Origin of the sequence: Nocardiopsis oceanisediminis (assembly GCF_048595525.1) — a bacterium.
In the GTDB taxonomy this organism is placed as follows: domain Bacteria; phylum Actinomycetota; class Actinomycetes; order Streptosporangiales; family Streptosporangiaceae; genus Nocardiopsis_A; species Nocardiopsis_A oceanisediminis.
Genome location: NZ_JAFMZJ010000001.1, coordinates 6,072,039 through 6,090,746 on the forward strand (window position 1 = coordinate 6,072,039; position 18,708 = coordinate 6,090,746).

At 75.0% G+C, this 18,708-nt stretch carries 16 protein-coding genes; 7 read left to right on the forward strand and 9 right to left on the reverse strand.

Going from position 1 to position 18,708, the window contains the following annotated elements; genetic code table 11:
- Window positions 1-44: 44 nt before the first annotated feature.
- From J0910_RS26485 to J0910_RS26500, 4 genes are read right to left on the reverse strand one after another with little or no spacing between them, the layout of a single operon-like run.
- Complete coding sequence (locus J0910_RS26485) at window positions 45-1,202, reverse strand: thiolase domain-containing protein (RefSeq protein WP_420161253.1); 1,158 nt, start codon at window positions 1,200-1,202, stop codon at window positions 45-47.
- The gene (locus J0910_RS26490; RefSeq protein ID WP_420161254.1) at window positions 1,199-2,239 is read right to left on the reverse strand and encodes a lipid-transfer protein; all 1,041 of its coding nucleotides are present in this window, start codon (window positions 2,237-2,239) and stop codon (window positions 1,199-1,201) included. The genes J0910_RS26485 and J0910_RS26490 overlap by 4 nt, the downstream gene beginning before the upstream one ends.
- Window positions 2,236-3,192: a Zn-ribbon domain-containing OB-fold protein gene (locus tag J0910_RS26495; RefSeq protein WP_420161255.1), complete on the reverse strand. Its 957-nt coding sequence runs from the start codon at window positions 3,190-3,192 to the stop codon at window positions 2,236-2,238. The genes J0910_RS26490 and J0910_RS26495 overlap by 4 nt, the downstream gene beginning before the upstream one ends.
- Window positions 3,182-4,741: an acyl-CoA synthetase gene (locus tag J0910_RS26500; protein ID WP_420161256.1), complete on the reverse strand. Its 1,560-nt coding sequence runs from the start codon at window positions 4,739-4,741 to the stop codon at window positions 3,182-3,184. Before J0910_RS26500 ends, J0910_RS26495 begins: the two co-directional genes overlap by 11 nt.
- A 161-nt stretch (window positions 4,742-4,902) precedes the next feature.
- Between J0910_RS26500 and J0910_RS26505 the strand changes: the two genes are divergently transcribed.
- Complete coding sequence (locus J0910_RS26505) at window positions 4,903-5,715, forward strand: crotonase/enoyl-CoA hydratase family protein (protein ID WP_420161257.1); 813 nt, start codon at window positions 4,903-4,905, stop codon at window positions 5,713-5,715.
- 31 nt (window positions 5,716-5,746) lie between these two features.
- On the opposite strand, the gene J0910_RS26510 is transcribed toward J0910_RS26505, so the two are convergent.
- Entirely contained in the window at window positions 5,747-6,850 is a 1,104-nt protein-coding gene (locus tag J0910_RS26510) for a VanZ family protein (RefSeq protein ID WP_420161258.1), read from the reverse strand.
- A 513-nt stretch (window positions 6,851-7,363) separates the two neighbouring features.
- Here J0910_RS26510 and J0910_RS26515 point away from each other — a divergent pair.
- The 6 genes from J0910_RS26515 to J0910_RS26540 all read left to right on the forward strand — a co-directional run bounded on the left by J0910_RS26515 (window position 7,364) and on the right by J0910_RS26540 (window position 14,048).
- Window positions 7,364-9,967: a sensor histidine kinase gene (locus tag J0910_RS26515; protein WP_420161259.1), complete on the forward strand. Its 2,604-nt coding sequence runs from the start codon at window positions 7,364-7,366 to the stop codon at window positions 9,965-9,967.
- A gap of 26 nt (window positions 9,968-9,993) precedes the next feature.
- Window positions 9,994-10,386 (forward strand): roadblock/LC7 domain-containing protein, encoded by a 393-nt coding sequence (locus J0910_RS26520; protein ID WP_420162096.1) that lies wholly within the window; start codon window positions 9,994-9,996, stop codon window positions 10,384-10,386.
- Window positions 10,387-10,398: 12 nt separating this feature from the next.
- Window positions 10,399-10,773, forward strand: a complete 375-nt coding sequence (locus J0910_RS26525; protein WP_420161260.1) for a DUF742 domain-containing protein — start codon at window positions 10,399-10,401, stop codon at window positions 10,771-10,773.
- Window positions 10,754-11,356: a GTP-binding protein gene (locus J0910_RS26530; RefSeq protein ID WP_420161261.1), complete on the forward strand. Its 603-nt coding sequence runs from the start codon at window positions 10,754-10,756 to the stop codon at window positions 11,354-11,356. The genes J0910_RS26525 and J0910_RS26530 overlap by 20 nt, the downstream gene beginning before the upstream one ends.
- Window positions 11,357-11,515: 159 nt before the next feature.
- Entirely contained in the window at window positions 11,516-12,484 is a 969-nt protein-coding gene (locus J0910_RS26535; protein WP_420161262.1) for an oxygenase MpaB family protein, read from the forward strand.
- A gap of 187 nt (window positions 12,485-12,671) precedes the next feature.
- Window positions 12,672-14,048 (forward strand): MFS transporter, encoded by a 1,377-nt coding sequence (locus J0910_RS26540; RefSeq protein WP_420161263.1) that lies wholly within the window; start codon window positions 12,672-12,674, stop codon window positions 14,046-14,048.
- A gap of 99 nt (window positions 14,049-14,147) precedes the next feature.
- Here the strand turns inward: J0910_RS26540 and J0910_RS26545 are convergent, their stop codons facing one another.
- The 4 genes from J0910_RS26545 to J0910_RS26560 all read right to left on the reverse strand — a co-directional run bounded on the left by J0910_RS26545 (window position 14,148) and on the right by J0910_RS26560 (window position 18,701).
- Window positions 14,148-15,263: a nitronate monooxygenase gene (locus J0910_RS26545; protein ID WP_420161264.1), complete on the reverse strand. Its 1,116-nt coding sequence runs from the start codon at window positions 15,261-15,263 to the stop codon at window positions 14,148-14,150.
- A 284-nt stretch (window positions 15,264-15,547) separates the two neighbouring features.
- Entirely contained in the window at window positions 15,548-16,318 is a 771-nt protein-coding gene (locus tag J0910_RS26550; protein ID WP_420161265.1) for a decaprenylphospho-beta-D-erythro-pentofuranosid-2-ulose 2-reductase, read from the reverse strand.
- A gap of 29 nt (window positions 16,319-16,347) precedes the next feature.
- The gene (locus J0910_RS26555; protein ID WP_420161266.1) at window positions 16,348-17,706 is read right to left on the reverse strand and encodes an FAD-binding protein; all 1,359 of its coding nucleotides are present in this window, start codon (window positions 17,704-17,706) and stop codon (window positions 16,348-16,350) included.
- Between the two features lie 50 nt (window positions 17,707-17,756).
- Window positions 17,757-18,701 carry a decaprenyl-phosphate phosphoribosyltransferase gene (locus J0910_RS26560; protein WP_420161267.1) on the reverse strand — a complete coding sequence of 315 codons (945 nt, stop codon included), beginning with the start codon at window positions 18,699-18,701 and terminating at the stop codon, window positions 17,757-17,759.
- Window positions 18,702-18,708: the final 7 nt, after the last annotated feature.

The following is an 18,708-nucleotide window of genomic DNA, read 5'->3' on the forward strand; positions in this document are numbered from 1 at the left end:
CTCCCTGGGTCGGATCCTGCGGACGGGGGGCGAGTAGGGGCCGGTCATGGGCGCTCCGCGCCGACGACCCACATGGCGAAGAACTGGGAGCCGGCGCCGTAGGCGTGGCCGAGCGCGGTGCGCGCCCCGTCGACCTGGTGCCCCCCGGCGAGGCCGCGGACCTGCTGGGCGGCCTCGGCGAAGCGGATCATGCCGGAGGCCCCGATGGGGTTGGAGGAGAGCACCCCGCCGGAGGGGTTCCACGGGATGTCGCCGTCGGCGGCGGTGGCGCCGGACTCGGTGAGCCGCCAGCCCTCGCCGAGTGCGGCGAAGCCGAGGTTCTCCAGCCACATCGGCTCGTACCAGCTGAACGGCACGTACACCTCGGCGGCGTCCAGGTCGCGGCGGGGGTCGGCGATGCCGGCCTGGGCGTAGACGTCGGCGGCGCAGTCCCGCCCGGCGCGGGGGTCGACCGCGTCCCGGCCGGCGAAGGTCATCGGTTCGCTGCGCATCGCGCTGCCGAGGATCCAGGCGGGCGGGCGCGGTGCGGCGCGGGCCTCCTCCTCGCCGGCGATCACCAGCGCGCAGGCGCCGTCGGAGGAGGGGCAGGTCTCCAGGTAGCGGATCGGCTCCCAGAGCATCGGGGTGGCCGCCACCGACTCCGGGGTGATGTCGGGGATGCGCAGGTGGGCGTAGGGGTTGCGGAGCGCGTTGCGCCGGTCCTTGGCGGCCACCAGGTGGCCGATGTGGGCGGGGGCGCCGGACCGCTCGATGTAGGCCCGGATGAACGGGGCGAAGTAGCCGCCGGCGCCGACCACCAGGGAGGTGGAGAAGGGGTGCGCCATGGTCAGCGCCCAGGTGGCGTTGGACTCCGATTGCTTCTCCCACGCCACGGCGAGCACCCGGCGGAACGCGCCGCTGTGCACGTGCCCGGCGGCGACCACCGCGGTGGAGCCGCCGACCGACCCGGCGGTGTGCACCCGGAGCAGCGGTTTGCCGCGTGCGCCGAGCGCGTCGGCGAGGAACAGGTCGGGCATGGCGACGCCCTCGAACAGGTCCGGGGCCTTGCCCAGCACCACCGCGTCGATGTCGGCGAAGCCCAGCCCGGCGTCGTCCAGGGCGCGCAGTGCGGCCTCGCGCACCAGGCCCGGCATGGACACGTCGTCGCGCCTGCTCCGGTAGCGGGTCTGCCCGACCCCGATGACCGCCGCGGGCCGGCTCATCGCGCTCCTCCTTCCAGGACGGCGACCAGGTTGTGCTGGAGGCAGGGCCCCTGGGCCGCGTGCGCGGCGGCCCGGCGGGCGGTGCCGTCGGCGATCCGCCGGGCGGCCTCGCCGATCCGGATCAGGCCGGTGGCCATGACCGGGTCGGCGGCGAGCGGGCCGCCCGAGGGGTTGACCGGGACCTCCGGGCCCAGGCCGAGCGCGTCGCGGAGCAGCACCTCCTCGTGCGGGTGCCGGACGTGCAGTTCGGCGAGGTCGACCGGGGCGCCGGCGAGTCCGGCCCCGGCGGCGGCGCGCTCGGCGGAGGGGCAGCGGGCCAGGTCCCGGCCGGCCGGGGAGTGGCCGTCGATCCGCTGGTCCAGGCCGCGGATCCAGACCGGGACGGTGCCGTGCCCGGCGGCGAGCCGGCGGGCGGTCTCCCCGGCGGCGAGCACCACGGCGGCGGCTCCGTCGGCGGGCCGGGCGGTGTGCCCGGGCAGCAGCGGCAGCGGCGGCGGGTCCTCGTGCCCACCCGGTCCGGGCCGCCCGGAGCGGGCGGCGATCGCGGCGAGCCCGGCCTCGTCGGTCCGGCCGGCGTCCAGGACCGCCCTGGCCTGCAGCGCGGCCAGCGAGACGGCGTCCACGCCGAGCGGCGCCAGGTGGTAGGGGTCGAGCTGGCGGGCGAGCACCTCGGGCAGCGAGCCCTGGGTGGCCTTGCCGAACCCGTAGACCAGGGCGGTGCCGATGTCGCCGTGGCGGAGCCGGAGCCAGGCCTCGTACAGCGCCCAGGCGGCGTCCATCTCGACGTGGCTCTCGCTGATCGGCGGCCAGGCGCCGATCGCGTCCAGGGCCCCGACGAAGGAGAACGGGGTGCCGGACAGGTAGTCCAGGCTGCCGGAGACGGTGAACCCGATGTCGGTGCGGGACAGCCCGGAGCGGGCCAGGGCCTCGGTGACCGCGGTGTGCACCAGGCCGGCCTCGCTCGCCGCGGTGCCCTCGGGGTGGATCCGGGCGGCGTAGCCGACGACGGCGATATCGGGGGTGCCGGGGGTGCTCATCGCGGCCCCTCCTCCGCCCCGGCGCCCCGGTCGGGGACGAACCAGCGGATGCTCGGCCGGGTGCGGGTCCGCTCGCCCGGCGGCAGCCATTCGGCGCGGACCCGCATCCCCGCGTGCACCTTCTCCGGTTCCACCCCGCTGATCAGGGTGAGCAGGTCGACGTCGGCGCCGTCCAGCCGGACGTACCCGGTGACGAAGGGGACCGCGGGCGCCCGGGGGTCGGGCACGTGGTTGACGGAGAAGGTGGTGAGCACCCCGGTGTCGGGCAGTTCGACCTCGCCGGCCATGGGGGCGCCGTCCACCGGGTCGACGTCGCGCATCGGGACGTGCACCCGGCCGCCGCGGGTGCGCGAGCCGAGGATGCGCCCGTGCAGCTGCGCCTCCAGGTAGCGGGTGAGCGCGGCGTCGGCGCGGACGGTGTAGTCCAGCCGGCGGTCGTCGATGATCCGGTCGACCTCGGGGCGGAAGCAGCGGATGTCGGTGATGGAGCCGGTGCGCTCGTCCTCGGGGCGGAGCCGCGGCCGGACCCGCAGGCCGGTGCGGAGCCGCGCGGGCGGGCGGTCGGCGGGGGCGTCCGGGCCGAAGTCGAGGGCGTGCAGCACGGCGGTGTCCGCGCCGTCCAGCCGCACGGCGGCCCAGGCGAAGGGGTGGTCCAGCGGGTGGCCGGGGCGCGGGGCGCCGACCCAGCACCAGGTGTGCACGGTGCCGCCCGGTCCGACCTCGGGGAACTCCGGCGGGTCGGGGAGCGGTGCGCCGTCCTCGGGGTCGTACTCGGCCGGGGGGAAGAGCACCCGGCCGGCGGCGGTGCGCACCCCGACCAGGCGCCCGTCGCGCAGCTCGGTGAGGAAGCGGCCGAGGACCGGCCCGGTGCTGCGGGTGTAGCCGCCGGGGAAGCGCACCGTGTGCGTGCCGACGAGCTCCCCGGGGTCCTCTCCGGCCTGCTCAGATCGCATCGGCCCGCCCTTCCCAGTAGGGGGCGCGGAGTCTGCGCTTGGGCAGCTTCCCGTTGGGTTCGCGGGGCATCTCCGCGATGAAGTCGATGGATCGGGGCCGCTTCATCCGGGCCAGCCGGCCCTCCAGCGAGGCCAGCAGCCGCTCGGCGAGCTCCGGGCCGGGTTCGCTGCCCTCGGCCGGTTCGACGACCGCCTTGACCTGCTCGCCCCAGTCGTCGTCGGGGACCCCGAACACCGCGGCGTCCATCACCTCGGGGTGGGCGAGCAGCGCGTTCTCGACCTCGGCGGGGTAGATGTTGGCGCCGCCGGAGATGATCACGTCGGCGGCGCGGTCGGTGAGGTAGAGGTGGCCGCCGCGGTCGAGGCGGCCGATGTCGCCGAGGGTGAAGAAGCCGCCGAGCCGGCCCGCCTCGGTCTTGGCGGGGTCGCCCTTGTACTCGAAGGACGGTCCCTGCATCCGCATGTAGACCAGCCCGGTCTCACCGGTCGGCAGCTCCTTGCCCTCCTCGTCGGTGATGAGCAGCTCGGTGATGGGCCAGGGGCGGCCGACCGAGCCGGGGTGGGCGTGCCGGTCCTCGGGGCGCTGGACCGTGCCGCCGCCCTCGGTGGCCGCGTAGTACTCGTAGACGCACTCGCCCCACCAGCCGATCACCGCCTCGCGCACCTCCGGCGGGCAGGGCGCGGCGCCGTGCACCAGCCAGCGCATCGAGGAGACGTCGTAGCGGGAGCGGGTCTCCTCCGGCAGGTGCAGCATCCGCTTGAAGTGGGTGGGGACCATGTGCGTGCTGGTCACCCGGTGCCGCTCGACCAGGCGGAGCGCCTCCTCGGCGTCCCAGCGGTCCATGAAGACCAGGGTGTGGCCCATGTGCAGCGCGGTGGTGCCGAACCGGGCGACCGCGGTGTGGTAGGTCGGCGAGGTGACCAGGTGCGCGTGGCCCGGACCGGGTTCGATGCCGAAGAAGCCGAGGAAGGAGGTGGACAGCTCGGCCGCGGTGTCCGGGTCGAGCCCGTTCAGCGGGCGGCGCACCCCTTTGGGCAGGCCGGTGGTGCCGGAGGTGTAGTGCATCGCCTCGCCCGCGGTGCGGTCCGGGGGCGGGGAGGCGGGGCGGCCGGCGATGAACTCCTCCAGGCCGGTGCAGCCGGGCACCTCCCCGATGCCGATCCGGGCGGGGCCGGGCAGGGCGGCCAGGTCGGCGCCGCGCAGCCCTTCGGCGGCGAACCGCTCGTGCAGGAAGAGCGCCTTGGCGCCGCTGTCGGACAGGATGTGCCCGATCTCCGGTGCGGTCAGGTGCCAGTTGAGCGGGGTGTGGTAGAGGCCGGCCTGCATCGCGGCGAGATACACGGTCAGCCCGGCCGAGCCGTTGGGGGTGAGCGCGCAGACCCCGTCGCCGGCCCGCAGGCCCAGCGCGCGCAGCGCGTGCACCAGGCGGTCGGCGCGCTCCAGGATCCGCCCGGCGGTGTGCCGCGACCCGTCGGGGTCGACGCACGCGATCCGTTCGGGGTCGGCGCGGGCGATCTTCCAGAAACCGAGCAGGGGGGCGTCCGCCATGGAGACCTCCGTTGCGGGGGGTGCCCTTCGAGTGCGAGTAGAGCACGTTCTCTTTTTGCTGCCAAGACCCTGTCAGCCAGTGAGTTTCCTATCTAGAATCAGTTCTCCCAGGAGAACCGTGAACGGCGTTCGCGGATACGCAGCGCAGCAGGGAGGCCACGATGGTCGAGCGGCTGGACATCTCCACCCCGCACTGCGAAGTGGTGCGCGACGGCCCGGTGGTGACGGTGGTGATGGACCGCCCGGAGGCGCGGAACGCCCTCTCCACCGACATGCTGGTCGGGATGGCCGACGCGTTCGGCTACATCGACGCCGAGCCCGGCGTCCGGGTCGGGATCCTCACCGGCGCCGGCGGCGTGTTCTGCGCCGGCGCCGACCTGAAGGGGATGGGCGCCCCCTCCCGGGACGAGCGGGTGCGCCGCCGCGCCGCCGAGATCGAGGACTTCCACTGGAAGGGCCTGCTCCGCGAGGCCCGCCCGGGCAAGCCGCTGGTCTGCGCCGTCGAGGGGCCGGCCGTGGCCGGCGGCACCGAGCTGGTGGCCGGCACCGACGTCCGGATCGCCGCCGAGGGCGCCGTCCTCGGCCTGTACGAGGCCCGGCGCGGCCTGTTCCCGATGGGCGGCTGCGCGGTGCGCCTCCCCCGCCAGCTGCCCTACGCCCACGCCATGGAGATGCTGCTCACCGGCCGCTCCTACACCGCCCGGGAGGCCGCCGCCATCGGCCTGGTCACCCGGGTCGTCCCGGACGGAACCGCCCTGGCAGAGGCCCGCGCGGTCGCCGACTCCATCGCCGCCTGCGGCCCGCTCGCGGTCCAGGCGATCCTCCGCGTCCACCGCGAGACCGAGGGCCTGCCCGAGGCCGAGGCGCTGGAGGTCAGCGACGCGCACGGCTGGAAGGTGATGGCCTCCGCCGACGCGAAGGAGGGGGCCCGCGCCTTCGCGGAGAAGCGGCCCCCGGCCTTCACCGGTGAGTGACCGGCCCGCGAGCGGCCGGCGGACCCGCGGCTCAGCCGGCGCGCGGGGCCGGGGCCCGGGGCTCCGGGGGCGGGGCGTAGCGGATGAGCCCGGTCGGCAGGGCGCCGCCCTCGGTCCAGGCGCGGGTGGCGGTGCGGGTGCCGCAGATCAGGTCGGCCAGGCCGGCCCCGTCCGCCCGGGCCAGGGCGGGCAGGCCGTGCGCGATCGGGACGAGCAGCGCCCACCAGTGCAGGTCGGCCGCGAAGAGCACGGTGACCGGGGCGTACAGCAGCAGCGAGCGGCCCAGGACGCGCGGCCGGGAGGCCGGTTCGGGCAGCGGGCCGGCGGAGGCGGTGGCCAGCATCAGGCAGGCCCGGCCGGGCGTGCACCGGTCGCCGCGGAGCAGCGGCTGCACCAGGCCGAACAGGACCGCGGCGGCGACCAGGGCCGCGGTGTGCGGCTCCGGTCCGGGCGGCGGGGCGTACCCGGCGCGCACCGCCAGGGCGGCGACTGCCAGGGTGCCGTACCACCACAGCGCGAGGTCGATCAGGTGCCCGGCGGCGCGGCGGCCGAGACCGGGCGGGAAGAGGTCGGCGAGGCCGCCCGGCCAGGGGCGGGGCAGCACCCGGTCGGCGGCCAGGCCGAGCAGCCACCCGGCCAGCGCGCCGGCCGCGCCGAGCAGGACGTCGTCGACGGCGGCGACCCGGTGCGCGCAGGGCAGCGCCCCCAGCACCCCGGTGGCCTGGACCGCCTCGACCGCCAGCGCGATCAGCGCGCCCAGCGCGACGGTGGAGACGGCGCCCCTGCGGTACCGGTGCCGGGCCAGCAGGCCGACCGGGACCGCCACCGCGAACGCCAGGGCCGCGTGCCGGAGCAGCCCGCCCGCCGGCAGCTCCAGGGTGCCCAGTGAGAACGGCGAGGCCAGCGGCTCCGCGGCGCATTCGGCGGGGCCGGGCAGCGGCCAGACCGCGTACGCCCCCACCCCGATCCCGGTGAGCAGCACCGCCTGTGTCACCCGGCCCGGCCAGCCGGCGATCCGCCCGTAGCGCCCCAGGTGCAGGCGGAGGAAGACGGCGCAGTACGCCGCCACCGCCACCGCCGCCACCGGGGCCGCGATCCCGCCGGCGCCCGCTCCGGCCTCGAAGAACCCTCCCATAAGGCCCTCAGGTTAGCGGCGGCGCCCTGCGGCCCGCCGGAGAACCGGGGGAAACCCGCGCCCGGGGCCCCGCCGTACCCGGAGCGCACTCGACGTGTAACTATTTGATAATTCTTCGCGTCTCACCGGGCCCTACCGACGGGTTTCGTGAAAGCGGCGATCCGCCCAACGGAATCCGCAGATGCCCAGTTGGGGACCAAAGACTCCTCCGGCGCATCCGCCGCATGGCCGCCCACTCCGCCTCCACCCGGCTATTCGCCGTCTTCGGGGGCGAGATACGATCCCCTGGCCGATTTCTCGCGTTCCACACGGACCTCGGCATCATCGGTCGTAACCGGAGACCGCCCCATCGGCGCCGACGGCCGCCCCGCATACGGCAAAAGCACCGGAGCGCCCCGCCCCCCGCGCTCCGCAGCGTCCCGGCGTGCTCAGATACGGGCCCCTAGGAGAGCAGTGCAGGCAGCAAAGCAACGACGGACGCCGAGCATCCGCGCCCGTCTCCGCAGGATCGTCTTGGCCCCCACCTCGGCCCTGGTCGTGCTCTGGCTGGGCGTCAGCGGCACGCTGTTCGCCAACGCCGCGATCGACGTCGCGCTCGCCGACGGCAACGAGAAGTACCTGACCCCGTCGGCCGTCGCGCTGACCGCGGTGATGCAGGAGCGCTCGGCCACCGTCGGGTACCTGGAGCACCCCGACGAGCTCGCCGACGACCTCGCCGAGGCCCAGGAGGACTCGGACGAGAAGATGGGCACCATCATCACCGACTACGACGCGCTGAAGTCCGTCGTACCGGAGCCCTCGGCCGAGCGGATCACCACCCTGCAGGAGCGCTACTCCGGCATCCACGACCTCCGGGCCGAGGTGCGGGCGGGCACCGCCTCCCGCGAGGACGTGATGGAGTTCTACGGCGGGGTGACCACCGCCGCCGCGGACCTCTTCGACGACCTGTCCCGCAACGGCAACGACACCCAGACCATCGGCCACGGCGTCAGCGCCACCTCGGTGTTCCGCGCGGTCGACCAGCTGGGCATGGCCGACGCGCAGCTGGTCCGCTCGTTCAGCGAGGACGAGCTGAGCCACCCGGACATGCACGCCTTCGTCCAGGAGTACGGCGCCTTCCGGTCCCGGATGGAGCAGACCGCCGACTTCCTCGGGCCCCCACAGCGCGAGCAGTACCGCGAGCTGATCGAGTCCGAGGAGTACCAGCGGCTGCAGGAGTACGTCAGCCAGATCATGGAGCGCCCCGCGGTCACCGAGACCGACCCGGTCACCGGCGAGGTCGTCGAGCGGTTCCCGATGCCGGTCTCCAAGGAGGACTGGCGGGCCGCCTACGACCCGGTGTTCGAGGAGATCACCTCGATCGGCGCGAACGAGGCCACCTACGCCGGCGAGTTGCAGGGCGGGGCCGCCTACCGCTCGATCGGACTGGCCGCACTGGGCAGCGCCGGAGTGGCGGTGCTGGTCGTGCTCGCCTTCATCGCCGCCAACCGCTCCGCCCGCCGCCTGGTCGAGCGGCTGCACCGGCTCCGCGACGACAGCCACGAGCTCACCGAGAAGAGGCTGCCCGGCATCATGGAGCGGCTGCGCCGCAACGAGCCGGTGCAGGTGGAGACCGAGCTGTCCAGCCTGGAGGCCAACCAGTCCGCCGACGAGATCGGCCAGGTCGCGCACGCCTTCGACACCGCCCAGCGCACCGCGGTGGAGGCCGCGGTCCGCCAGGCCGAGCTGCGCGAGGGCGTCAACCGGGTGTTCCTCAGCATCGCGCACCGCAGCCAGACCCTGATCCACCGGCAGCTCCGCCTGCTGGACCGGATGGAGCGCGAGCAGGAGGACCCGGCCCAGCTCACCGAGCTGTTCAAGCTGGACCACCTGGCCACCCGCTCCCGCCGGAACGCGGAGAACCTGCTCATCCTGGGCGGCGAGAACCCCGGCCGCACCTGGCACCGGCCGATGCCGCTGGTCGACGTGGTGCGCGGGTCGATCTCGGAGTCCGGCGACTACACCCGGGTGCAGCGCAACCACATCGCCCGGGTCTCGGTGGTCGGCCCCGCCGTGGCCGACGTCATCCACCTCATCGCCGAGCTGGTCGACAACGCCACCACCTTCTCCCCGCCGCACACCCGGGTCATGCTCTCCGCCGAGCAGGTCCCCAACGGGGTCTCCATCGAGATCGAGGACCGCGGCCTGGGCATGCAGGAGGACGAGTTCGAGGCGGCCAACGCGCTGCTCTCCGACCCGCCCGAGTTCGACGTCATGCGGCTCAACGAGAAGATGCGGCTCGGCCTGTTCGTGGTCTCCCGGCTGGCCCGCCGGCACGACATCAAGGTGTGGCTGCGCTCCTCCCCCTACGGCGGCGTGCAGGCGATCGTGCTGCTGCCGCCGGAGATCATCGCCGACGCCGCGCCGCTCCCCCCGGGCCGCTCCGAGGAGGACACCGGCGAGCAGCCGGTGGCCATCGGATCGCTGGCGCGCAAGCGCCCGGAGAGCGGCGGCGACCTGCTCAAGGGCACCGCCACCGGGGAGAACCGGGCCGTGCCCGCGACCGGCGGGGACCGGGGCCCGCGCGCCGTCGGCTCCGCCGGCGGGGACTCCGCCGAGCGGAAGGAGACCGCCGGGAAGGACGGCGGCGAGCAGGGCGGGGAGAAGGACGCCGCGGCGCCGGAGCCCTCCGGCGACCGCCCGCCGCTGCCGCGGCGCGGCCGGAGCGCCCCCGCCGCGAACGGATCGACCACCGCGTCGGGGCTGCCGCGGCGCGGCGCCGCCCCGGCGGCCGGCTCCGCGAACGGCTCCGGCGCCGCCGAGGAGCCCGCGCGGAAGAGCGGGGCGGACGGGAGCGGCGGCGGTGCGCCGGAGGGCCCCGCGCCCGCGGCGCCGCTGGACGCCTCCGGCCGCCCGCCGCTGCCCAAGCGCACACCGCAGACCAACCTGGCGCCGCAGCTGGCCGAGTCCGATCCCGAGGAGGACCGGCAGGCCGCGCCCGCCTCGCACGACCCGGAGCGCTCGGAGAAGCTCCGCCGCAATATGGCCGCCTTCCAGGCGGGCACGCTCCGCGGCCGCAAGGAGAGCCGCGCCAAGCAGGGCGGCAAAGACACCGAGGACACTGAGAAGGATTCCTGACCTTGACGAACAACGCAGCTAAGGACTTGAACTGGCTTCTCGACAGCCTCGTTGAGCGCGCCGTGGGGGCCAAGTACGCGATCGTCCTGTCCGCCGACGGGCTCCTGCTGGGCAACTCGGCCGACCTCGGCAAGGACGACGCGGAGCAGCTCTCCGCGATCGCCTCCGCCTTCCAGAGCCTCGCCCGCGGCACCGGCAAGCAGTTCGACGGCGGCGAGGTGCTGCAGACCGTCGTGGAGATGGAGCGGGCCTACCTGTTCGTCACCGGGGCGGGCAAGGGCGCCTGCCTGGCCGTGCTGGCCGAGGAGAGCTCCGACGTCGGGCTGATCGCCTACGAGATGAACGTCCTCGTCGAGCAGGTGGGGCGGTTCCTCGACGCGGCTCCGCGGCAGAACGCCGCCGATGGATCCGCCCGATAGGGGAGGCCCTTCATGTCCGAGTCCAACGACGCGGGGCCGAACGCCGACGGCATGGGTTCGGTGGTCCGCCCCTACATCCTCACCGAGGGCCGGCAGCGCTCCGACGGGGTCCGGCTGGACATGGTCAGCGTCGTCATCGCCGCCCGCGCCGAGGTGGACGAGATGGCGCTGGAGCCGGAGCAGGTCCGCATCCTGGAGCTGTGCCGGCGCGCCCAGTCCGTCGCCGAGGTCTCCGCGCACCTGGACATCCCGGTGGCGGTGGTCAAGGTGCTGCTCGGCGACCTCATCGGCCGGGGATACGTCCTGGCCCGCGCCCCCTACACGACCGAGAGCCCGGTGAACCGGGACGTACTGCAGGCGGTACTCGATGGCATCCAACGACTCTGACCCGCGCGCCTCCGCAGCGGAGGAGGAGCGCATCCCCGCCGCGATCAAGATCCTGGTCGCGGGCGGCTTCGGTGCGGGGAAGACCACCATGGTCGGCTCGGTCAGCGAGGTGGCCCCGCTGCGCACCGAGGAGGTGATGACCGAGGCCAGCCTGGGGGTGGACGACCTCTCCGGGGTCGAGGCCAAGGGCACCACCACGGTGGCCCTGGACTTCGGCCGCATCACCATCAACGACGACCTGGTGCTGTACATGTTCGGCACCCCGGGCCAGCAGCGGTTCTGGTTCATGTGGGAGGAGCTGGCGCTGGGCGCGCTGGGCGCGGTGGTGCTGGCCGACACCCGCCGGCTGGAGACCTGCTTCCCGGCGGTGGACTTCTTCGAGCGGCGCGGCCTGCCCTTCGTGGTGGCGGTGAACTGCTTCGAGGGGGCGCACTCCTACAGCGCCGACGAGGTGCGCGCCGCACTGAGCATCCCCGAGGGCATCCCGGTGGTCCTCTGCGACGCGCGCAGCCGGGCCTCCAGCAAGGAGGTCCTGCTCACCCTGGTGCGCAGCGTGGCCGATCGGATGGCGGCGACGGCCTGAGGGCCTTTCTCACAGGGGATGCCGACGGGTCGGTTCCGAACCGGCGGGCTCCGGGGAGTAAGGTCCCTACCGACCGGTACCCACCACCGGTCTCCGGTGGGCGCCCCTCCCCGGCCCGCCTTGCCCCCGCATCCCCCGACCGCCGATCCGGAGAGGCCGATGAAACGGTTCGACTGGTACGACGAGATCCACCGAATGGACGCGGAGAAGGACGCCCAGCGCATCACCTTCATCCTGTCCGCGCACGAGTTCCCGTGGGACATGAGCCAGGCCCTGGGGCTGGCGCTGTACCGGACCTACGCGGTGCCCAGCATCGGCGGGCTGCTCGGCGACACCGAGGAGTTCACCGACCGCACCCAGCACCGCTACGACGACACCGCGCTGCTCCTCGGGCAGATGCTGCGGTACGGGTTCGAGCCGGGGCGCGGCCGCGACGCGCTGCGCCGGATGAACCAGATGCACCGCAGCTACGACATCAGCAACGAGGACTACCTGTACGTGCTGAGCACGTTCGTGGTGATGCCGGTGCGCTGGCTCAACGACTGGGGCTTCGGCTGGCGCCGGCTGAGCGAGCACGAGGTCCGCGCCAACACCAACTACTACCGCTCGCTCGGCAAGCACATGGCGATCAAGGACATCCCGGAGACCTACCAGGAGTTCCTTGAGCTGTTCGAGTCCTACGAGGCCGAGCACTTCGCGTTCAGCGAGGGCGGCCGGGCCGTCTCGGACAGCACCCTGGACCTGATGCTGACCTTCTCCTCGGCCTGGCAGCGCCCGCTGATGAAACGCTTCACCCTGGCGCTGATGGAGGACCACCTGGTCGAGGCGTTCCACTACGAGCCCGCCTCGGGCTTCTGGAAGGGCGCCGCCCGGTTCGCGCTCAAGGCGCGGGCCAAGGTGGTCCGGCGGATGGCTCCGCGGGTGGAGCCGCGCACCGAGGAGCAGAACCCCAACATCAAGAGCTACCCGGAGGGCTTCGACCCGTCCCGGATCGGCACCTTCCCGATGAAGTGCCCGGTCCCGCACGACCTCAGGGTCGTCGAGGTGTCCGGCTCCCGGGACCGGGTGCCGGCCCCCGGCCAGGCGCTGCCGCCCAAGGAGAGCGAGCAGCCCCGGCAGCAGGCCTGACCCGCCCCGGATCCGGGCGCCCCGCAGTCCGCGCGGTGGGGCGCCCTTCCGCTGCCCGCCTTCCTTCCCCTCCCCCGATGATCTCGGCGTTGCGGGGGTATCAGAGCGCTCTGATACCCCCGCAACGCCGAGATCATCGCCGCGGGGCGAGCCTCTCCCCGTCGACGAGATAGATCGGTCCCCCAGCGTGCCCTCCCCCGCCTCCGCGGACGCCGCCGCCCGGCGCGGCCCCGCCCTGCCCCGCTCCGTGCACGTCGGCTACGGCGTGGGCGCCGTCGCCACCCACGTGTTCAGCACGGTCCCGTCGCTGCTGCTGCTCATCTACCTGACCGACGCGCTGGCGGTCTCGCCCGCGCTGGCCGGGTTCGTGGTGGTGGCGCCGAAGGTCGTCGACGTGTTCGCCGGCCCCTACATCGGGGTGCGCTCCGACCGGACGGTGTCCCGGTGGGGGCCGCGGCACCCGTGGATGGCGGCCGGCGCGGTGGCGCTGCCGGCCTCCTTCGCCCTGCTCTTCTTCGGCTTCCCGGTCCCGGGCACCCCGGCCGCGATGTACGTGCTGGTGGTCTTCGTGCTCGCCGCGGTCTCCGCGTCGGTGTTCCAGGTGCCCTACTCCGCGATGCCCGGCGAGATCACCGACGACTACCACGAGCGGTCGGTGCTGCAGAGCTGGCGGACCGTCTTCGTCGGGGTGGCGCTGCTGCTCGGCGGGGCGCTGGCCCCGGTGCTGGTGGAGAGCGCCGGGCCGGGGAACGCACTGGCCGGCTACCGGCTGATGGGCGCCGTGATGGCGCTGATCGTGCTGGCCGCGATGGTCGGCTGCATCCTGGGCACCCGCCGGGCGCCGCTGCGCCGCCGGGTGCGGGACGCCCAGCCGCTCCTCGCGCAGTTCCGCACCGCGCTGGGCAACCCCTACTTCCGCCGGCTGCTGCCGGTGGCCTTCTTCGGGGTGGTCGCCTCGGGCACGATGATCGCCGGGGTGCCCTACGTGACCCGGCACGTGATGGGCGACCCGGGCTACACCGCGCTGCTGGTGGTCTGCGTGACGCTGCCGCTGATCGGCACCATGCCGGTGTGGATGGCGGTCTCCCGCCGCCTGGACAAGGGGCCCACTCTCGCCCTGGCCTGCGGGTTCTTCATCGCCGGCGCGGTCGGGCTGTTCTTCATCCCGGTGCTGGGCGGGCTGCCGTGGGCGATCGCGATGTCCATCGTGGTGGGCACCGGCAACGCGGGCTGCACCATGCTGCCCTACTCCATGCTGACCGACTGCATCGCCGCGACCCGCTCGGTGAGCGGGCACCACCAAGCCGGCGTGCTCTCCGGGATCTGGTCCTCGATGGAGGCGCTCGGCGGTGCGCTGGGCGCCTGGCTGCTCGGCGCGGCGCTGGCGGTGAGCGGGTACCGGGAGTCCGCGGCGCACGAGGCGGTCCGCCAGACCGAGCAAGCGCTGCACGGCATGCTGGTGGGCAGCACCCTGGTGCCGGCCGCGGTGATGCTCGGCTCGGCGCTGCTCCTGCTCCGCTACCGGTTGAACGCCGCCGAGATGGCCCGGCTGACCGGCGCCTGACCCGCTCTCCCGCCCCCTCCCCGCGATGATCTCGGAGTTGCGGGGGCATCAGAGCGCTCTGATGCCCCCGCAACTCCGAGATCATCGGGAGGGCCGGGGTCAGTCCTCCGCGGCCGCGTTCAGCCGGTCCAGCGCGTCGCCGAAGCCGCTCATGAACGCGTAGACCACCTGGGAGCTGGACCGGACCCGGTTCAGGCTGCCCACGATCTGGCCGACCGGCGAGGGGGTGAGGGTGGGGTGGGCGACCCGCCCCACCCGGCGCAGCGCCTCGGAGACCAGCATGAACTGGAGCGGCATGGGCAGCGTTCCGGGCGAGTCGGACCGCTCCCAGGCCTCGGTCCAGTCGTTGCGCAGCATCCGCGCGGGCTTGCCGGTCATCGACCGGGAGCGCACGGTGTCCCGGGAGTCGGCCTGGAGGATCTGGGCCAGGGCGCCGGCCGGGGTGTCGGCCTCCTCGGTGGCCAGCCAGACCGAACCGGTCCACACGCCCTCGGCGCCCAGCGCCATGCCGGCCGCCATCTGGCGCCCGTCGCCGATGCCGCCGGCGGCCAGCACCGGTGCCGGGGCGACCTCGTCCACCACCTCGGGCACCAGCACCATGGTGGAGACCTCGCCGGTGTGCCCGCCGGCCTCGGTGCCCTGGGCGACGACCACGTCCACCCCGGCCTCGCGCTGCTTGGCCGCGTGCCGTCGGCTGCTGGCCAGCCCGGCCACCGCGACGCCGTGCCGGTGCGCCTGGCGCACCACGTCGGCGGGGGGCGCGCCGAGCGCGTTGGCGAGCAGCGCGATCGGGTGCCGCAGCGCCACCTCCACCTGGGGGCGGGCGGTGGCGTCGGTCCAGCCGAGCAGGAACCGCCCGGCTCCGGCCCGGGTGAGCTCCGGTACGTCGTGCTCGGCGAGCAGTCCGTTGACGAAGCGGCGGTGCCCGTCCGGGATGAGGCCCTCCAGCCGCCGCTGGAGCTCCTCCCCGGAGTCGGCGCCGATGTCGGCCCCCTCATAGCGGGACGGCATGACGACGTCGACGCCGTAGGGGCGGCCCCCCGTGTTGGCGTCGATCCAGGCGAGTTCGGTCTCCAGTTCCTCAGGGGTGAAGTAGAGGGCGCCGAGGACGCCCATCCCGCCGGCCCGGCTGACCGCGGCGACGACGTCCCGGCAGTGGCTGAAGGCGAAGATCGGCAGCTCGATGTCGAACATCTCGGTCACTCGTGTCCGCATACGCCCATGGAAACACGAAACTGAAACATGTTCTACCTCAGTTCCGGGGCCGGTCCCGGAACGGGAGGGACGATCCCGCCCGCGCCCCGGGCGGCGGCGCGGATGCGCCCCGCGCGGGCGGCCACCGGGCGGGACCGGCGAAGGCCCCGGCCGGACGCGGGCGGGAGGCAGGGCGCGCCGGATCTCAGAGGCCGTCAGGCGTCCGGCCGGTCGCCCGGTCGGGCCGCCGCGCCCCGGGCGGCGCCCGGACACCCCGGGCGGCCGTTCGCACACCCGACCGTCTCTCAGCGCGGCAGGCGCCGCCAGACCGAGCGGGGCAGCACCCGCATCCCGGCGAAGACGTAGCGGAGCACGCCCGGCACCCAGACCGTCTCGGCTCCGCGGCGCAGCCCGGCGGCGACCGCGTCGGCCACCTCCCGCGCGCTGGCCGGGAACGGCGCCGCCGAGACGTGCGCCGACATCTTGGTCGGCACGTAGCCGGGGCGGACCACCATCACCCGGGCGCCGGTGCCGTGCAGCGCGTCGCCCAGCCCCTGGGCCAGGCCGTCCAGCCCCGCCTTGGCCGCCCCGTAGACGAAGTTGGCCCGGCGCACCCGCACCCCCGCCACCGAGGAGAGCACCACCAGCGTGCCGTGGCCCTGCTCGCGCAGCCGGGCGGCGACCGCCAGGTCGGCCGAGACGTGCCCGGTGAAGGTCGCCGCGGCGGCCGCGGCGGCCGCCGCCGGATCGGCCTCGAAGGCCGCCTGCTCGCCGAGGACCCCGAAGGCGTCGATCACCGCGTCCAGGTCGCCGGCGAGCTGCACCGCCTCCGCGACCACCGCCTCGTGCCCGGCGGTGTCGGCGGCGTCGAACTCCACCGGGTGCACCTCGGCCGCGCCCGCGGCGCGCAGCCGCTCGGCCTCCCCGGCGAGGCCCCGCCCGGCGGCGGCCTCCCGGGCGGCCAGCACCACCCGGCGGGCGCCGTCGCGCACCAGCCGCTCGGCGATGGCCAGTCCGATCTCGCTCCGCCCGCCCAGCAGCAGCACCGTGTCCACCGCGCCGACCGCGTTCCGCATCCGTGTCTCCCGTCGTTTCCGTTCCGCCGTCACAGCTCCAGGCGGCGGGCGAGGTCGGAGGTGAGCACCCCGTCCGGGTCGACCCGGGCGCGGACCGCGCGCCACTCGTCCAGCCGGGGGTACATCGCGCGGATCGCCCCGGGCGCCGCGCGGGAGTCCTTGGCCAGGTACAGGGCGCCGCCGGCCTCCAGCACCCGCTCATCGAAGGAGGTCAGCAGCCGGGCCAGGCCCGGCAGGTCCGCCGGGAGGTCCAGGGCGAGCGTCCACCCGGGGCGGGGGAAGGAGAGCGGCGCCGGGGTGCCGGGCCCGAACCGCTTGAGCACCGCGAGGAAGGAGGGGGCGCCGACCGCGGCGAGCCGGGAGACGATCCCGCGCAGCACCGGCTCCGCGCCGAACGGCACCGCGAACTGGTACTGCACCAGCCCGGCCGGGCCGTACAGCCGGTTCCAGCCGCGCACCGCGTCCAGCGGGTGGAAGAACGGCCCGACGCCGGTGATCCGGTCCCGGTCCCGGCGCGGCGCCCTGGCGTAGTAGGCGGCGTTGAACGCGCGCACGCTCCAGGTGTTCAGCAGCCCGGACGGCACCCGGGGCGGGACGGCGGGCAGGCTGCGGTCGCGGAAGCGCAGCGGGTCGCGGCGGAGCCGGGCGGGCAGCTCGGCGGCGCGCGCGTGCCGCCCCCGGGTGAGCACGCCGCGGCCGGTGGCGCGCCCGGTGGCCAGCAGGTCGATCCAGCAGACGGTGTGGTGGTAGCGGTGGTCGGTGGCGCTCATCAGCGCGAGCGCCTCGTCCAGGTCGGCGGTGCGGTCGGTGTCCACCCGGACCGCAGAGGTCTCCACCGGGACGACCGCGAACTCGGCCTCGGTGATCAGCCCGGTGAGCCCCATCCCGCCGACGGTGGCCCAGAACAGCTCGGGGTCCCGGTCCGGGCCGACGGTGTGCTCCGCCCCGTCCGGCGCGACCAGGTTCAGCCGGCGCACGTGCGCGCCGAACGAGGAGTCCGCGTGGTGGTTCTTGCCGTGGATGTCCGCGGCGATCGCGCCGCCCACGGTGACCTGCCTGGTCCCCGGGGTGACCGGGAGGAACCGGCCGTGCGGCAGCAGCCGCTCCATCAGCTCGGCCAGCGAGGTGCCGGCCGCCGCGGTGACGGTGCCCGCCGCCGGGTCCAGCCGGAACCCGGGGGCCAGCTCGGCGGTGTCCAGCACCAGCCCGCCGGCGCACTGCGCGGCGTCGCCGTAGGAGCGGCCCAGGCCCCGGGGGATCGCGCCGCGCCCCGGGCCGGCCTGCTGCAGCAGCGCCGCGGCCTCGGCGGCGGTGCGCGGCCGCGCGACCGTCGCGGCGGTCGGGGCGGTGCGCCCCCATCCGGTGAGGAGGCGGCGTTGCGTGCGCACGGTCGGGCCTTCCCGCTGGGGTTCGGTGGTCGGGCGCTGCTCCGGCGGCGTCACGGCAGGTGGACGCCGAGGCCGACGAGGACGGCCATGCCCAGCAGGCAGAGCTGGAGCGGCCGGTCGCGCAGCGCGATCTCCTCAGGCTCCTCGCCCACCCCGCGGTCGACCAGGAGGTGGTAGCGGAGCACGAAGACGATGAACGGAACGATACTCAACGCGGGGAAGACCCCGGCGGTGCCCTCCCCGTGGCCGTCCAGCGCCCACAGGCAGTAGGTGACGATCATCGCCGCCGAGGCCATGGTGCGCACCTGAACCAGGTAGGAGACGGTGTAGCCGCGCAGGGCGGCCCGGCCGCCGCCGGCCTCGGGGTTACGCAGCTCGGCCTCGCGCTTGCCGACCACCACCAGCAGCGCCCCCAGCGAGACCACGATCAGGAACCAGGCGGTGAACGGGACGCCCACCGCCACGCCCCCGGCCAGCGCGCGCAGCACGTGGCAGCCGGCCACCGCGACCACGTCGCCGATGATCACCCGCTTCAAGTAGAACGTGTAGCAGGCGGTGAGGGCGAGGTAGCCGAGCAGCACCCCGAGCAGCGCCGGGTTGCCCAGCGGCAGCAGCGCCAGCGGGGCGGCGGCGGCCAGCACCGCGCCCAGGCCCAGCGCGAGCGGGACGGGCACCGCGCCGGAGGCGACCGGCCGGCACCGCTTGCGGGCGTGCGCCCGGTCCGCCTCGACGTCGCGGACGTCGTTGAGCAGGTAGGTGCCGCTGGAGGCGATGCAGAAGGCGGCGAAGGCGACGGCCGCCCAGCCGGCCGAGGCCGGGTCGGTGAGCACCCCGGCGGCCCCCGGCGCGGCGAAGACCAGCAGGTTCTTCAGCCACTGCTTGGGCCGGCAGGCGCGCAGCAGCGCGGCCGCCCGCGCCGCGGGGCGCCCCGCGGACCGGTCCTCCGGTCCCGGTTCGCCCCCGGCGCGGGCGGCCGCCGCCTCGGTCTCCGCCACGGCGCCC